The sequence below is a fragment of the Anaerolineae bacterium genome (assembly GCA_014360855.1).
Lineage (GTDB): Bacteria > Chloroflexota > Anaerolineae > JACIWP01 > JACIWP01 > JACIWP01.
This window is the reverse complement of record JACIWP010000176.1, coordinates 1-2,514: the sequence shown is the minus strand read 5'-3', so window position 1 is coordinate 2,514 and position 2,514 is coordinate 1. Positions and strand designations below refer to the sequence as shown.

The 2,514-nt window shown below is 67.7% G+C and carries 2 protein-coding genes and 1 pseudogene (1 of these 3 only partly in view); all 3 read left to right on the top strand.

Features of this window, described 5'->3' with window-relative positions:
* Nucleotides 1-625, top strand: a pseudogene (locus H5T60_10075) (O-antigen ligase family protein) (it extends 866 nt beyond the left edge of the window).
* On the top strand, nucleotides 612-1,625 hold the full coding sequence (locus H5T60_10070; protein ID MBC7242776.1) for a 4Fe-4S binding protein: 1,014 nt from the start codon (nucleotides 612-614) through the stop codon (nucleotides 1,623-1,625). The pseudogene H5T60_10075 and the gene H5T60_10070 overlap by 14 nt, the downstream one beginning before the upstream one ends.
* Nucleotides 1,622-2,514: hypothetical protein (locus H5T60_10065; GenBank protein ID MBC7242775.1), on the top strand; the 893-nt coding region annotated here is incomplete at its 3' end. The genes H5T60_10070 and H5T60_10065, both read left to right, overlap by 4 nt.

Here is a 2,514-nt window from a genome sequence, read left to right as displayed (position 1 = left end):
CTATTCGCGCGCCGCCCTGCTGGGATTTGCGGCCGCTTCCCTGCTGGTAGCGCTCCTGCGCTACCGCAAACTGCTCATCCTGCTGGTCATCGCCGGCCTGCTTTTCCTCCTGCTCCCGCAGACCCAGGACTATGTGACGCGCCTGATCGAGGGGTTACAGGCGCAGGACCGCGCCACGCAGATGCGCCTGGGCGAGTACAAGGATGCCCTCATCCTCATCTCCCGCTACCCCTGGTTCGGCGTGGGATTCGCCGGCACCCCCGATATTGACACCTATTTGGGCGTCTCCAGCGCCTATCTGCTGATGGCCGAACAGATGGGTCTGGTCGGGGTGGGCGTGTTCCTGCTGTTCCTGGTGCGGCTGTACCTGGCGGTCTGGCGGGGATGGCGGCGCGTGCGCGCCCAGGGAGATGAAGAGCTGGAACCGCTGATGCTGGGCGCCTGGGCCGGCCTTTCCGGCGCGCTGGTGGCCGGCGTCCTGGACCATTATTTCTTCAACTTTGACTTCCCGCATTCGGTGACCCTCTTCTGGCTGTTCATCGGCTGGTGCGCCGCGGCGGCGTATATGGCCCTGCAGGCGCCGGCCTCATCCGTACCTGGTGGAGGAGCGCATGCCGCTGGTTGAGGAGTTTGTGAAAGCCTTTGATGTCTGGGACGTGGCCCAGCCGTATATCGAGCGCATCGTGGAAGAGCCGGAAATGCGCCTCATCGTCGCCATGCGCGGACAGGCGCTGGCGGTCGAAGAGGTTGCCGAACGTCTGGGGATGGCGCCGGCGGAGGCCGCGGCGTTCCTCGAACGCTGTTATCAGCGCGGCGTGGTGCATAAGCAGGAGGGAGAAGACGGCCTCCGATATGCGCCGGCCGATTTCTACACCCGCCTCGACTATTTCATCCGCTTCGGCGAATGGAAGCAGTTGCCGGCGGAGGCCCGCCGTGCCCTGGATGAGCGCTATGTGCGCGAATACGCCGCCCGGGTGCGCCCGACGGTCGAGGCGCGCATGCGCGGCGAGGAGACCGAAGCGCATCTGCACAACGACGCGGTGATGCTCCTGCCGGAAGTCGAGGAGATGGTCGAGGCGGCCCAGGAGATCATCGTCCTGCCGTGCGACTGCCGGCTGGCCGGCGAACACTGCGACCGCCCTATTGAGGTCTGCATCTGGATGGATGACTTGGCGCGCGGCATGCTGGCGCGGGGGCACGGCCGGCGGATCACTTCCGAGGAAGCGCGCCAACTGCTCCGCTGGGCGGACAAAAAGGGCCTGATGCACACGGCCGACCCGGACTGGCGGGAACACGGCCTGACCGCCATCTGCAACTGCTGTGCCTGCGACTGCTATCCCTTCCGCGCCGCCGGCATGCTGGGGAGCAAGGGAACCTGGCCGCGCTCGCGCTATGTCGCCGCGTATGACCGGGACAGGTGCAATCTGTGCGGCGCCTGCGTGCGGCGCTGTCATTTCGGCGCCTTCTCGTTCGATGGAACCACTGTTATGGTGGAGGGGAAGGAGCGCCGCAACGTGGTGTATGAGCCGGCGCTCTGCTGGGGCTGTGGGCTGTGTGCCAACACCTGCCCCACCCAGGCCATCCGCATGGAACCGCTCTCCTCCGGAGGGGATTCTTCCGCATGACGCGCATCGTGCGGGTGCTGGCTGTGCCGGCCTCTGGCGGCTATTACTACGAGGACCTGGCCGCGCTTCAGGCGCGCCATATCCCGGTCGAAGAGCGCTACACCGCGCCGGCGGTCACGCCCGGCTTCCGCTTCGTGCGCGAGCCGGCCGAGGCGGTCTCGGTGGGCCTGGTGCTGGACGACGGCCAGGTAACCTGGGGGGACTGCGTCGGTGTGGCCTACAGCGGCACGGCCGGCCGCTTCCCGCCCTTCCGCGCCGCCGAGGGGACGGCGGTCATCCAGCAGGTGGTGGCGCCGTTCCTGGAAGGCCGGCCGGTAGCTAGCTTTCGCGAGCTGGCCGGCGGTCTCGATACCCTGCGCCAGGTGGTGGAGGAGCGCCGGCCCCTGCCGCGCCCGCCGCGCGCCGGGCGCCTTTCGCGGCGCGAGTTCCTGACCGCGCCGGCGCGCCTGCTGGCACCGGAAGAAGAGCCGCCGATGGAAACCGTGCGTCAGGAGCGACCCCTCCACCCGGCCATCCATTACGGCGTCACGCAGGCGCTCCTGCGTGCTGTGGCGCTGTCGCGCCGGCTGACCATGGCGGAAGTCATTGCGGAGGAATGGGGACTGCCGGCGCCCGAATCCCCGGTGCCCATTCATGCGCAGTGCGGCGGTGACCGCTATCACGGCGCGGACAAGATGATCGCGCGCCGGCTGGCCTCCCTGCCGCATGCCCTGGTAGACGATATTGATGAGCAGTTAGGGCCGAATGGGGGGCGCTTGATCCAGTACGCCCGATGGCTGCGCAGTCGCGTCGAGGCCCTTGGTGGGCCGGAGTACCGCCCGACCATCCATTTGGACGTGCACGGCGCGCTGGGTAAAATCTATAACAACGTGCTGGGCAAGGTGTTGGG

Excerpts from the sequence above, each read along its gene's own strand:
- H5T60_10070 (MBC7242776.1), top strand. The coding sequence starts at position 612 with ATGCCGCTGGTTGAGGAGTTTGTGAAAGCCTTTGATGTCTGGGACGTG.